The following is a 305-nucleotide window of genomic DNA, read 5'->3' as shown; positions in this document are numbered from 1 at the left end:
TATAAGCGCAACCGAGAGGCGCTGCTTAACTTTTTGGGCGTGACGGCAGATGAACTCAATGCCTATATTGAGGGGGAGTTGCCTCTGACGAAGCTGGTGCGGAACGTGATGACTGTTCCGAATTCTGCGGCAGCGTTCGATGAGATTGTGGAACGCTTGCCTTACCTGAAGTTTTCCGACCGGCTGCGCTTGTGGGAAACGCTCAACGAATCGATTTTTCAAACATTGCAACCTTTCCGCAGACACCTCGATCGCATCGGAATGGGTCGAACCCCAGAAGCGATCGCCGAGATACTCCCGACCCC

1 protein-coding gene is annotated in these 305 nt (G+C 53.8%); it reads left to right on the top strand.

The window, feature by feature from the left end; translation table 11 throughout:
* Positions 1 to 305: hypothetical protein (locus tag LKK83_RS18020; protein WP_324632649.1), on the top strand; the 305-nt coding region annotated here is incomplete at both ends.

Origin of the sequence: Phormidium sp. CCY1219 (genome assembly GCF_035615515.1) — a bacterium.
Taxonomy (GTDB): Bacteria; Cyanobacteriota; Cyanobacteriia; order Cyanobacteriales; family Laspinemataceae; genus CCY1219.
Note: the sequence above shows the minus strand (reverse complement) of the source record. Positions and strands in the feature narration are given on the sequence as shown.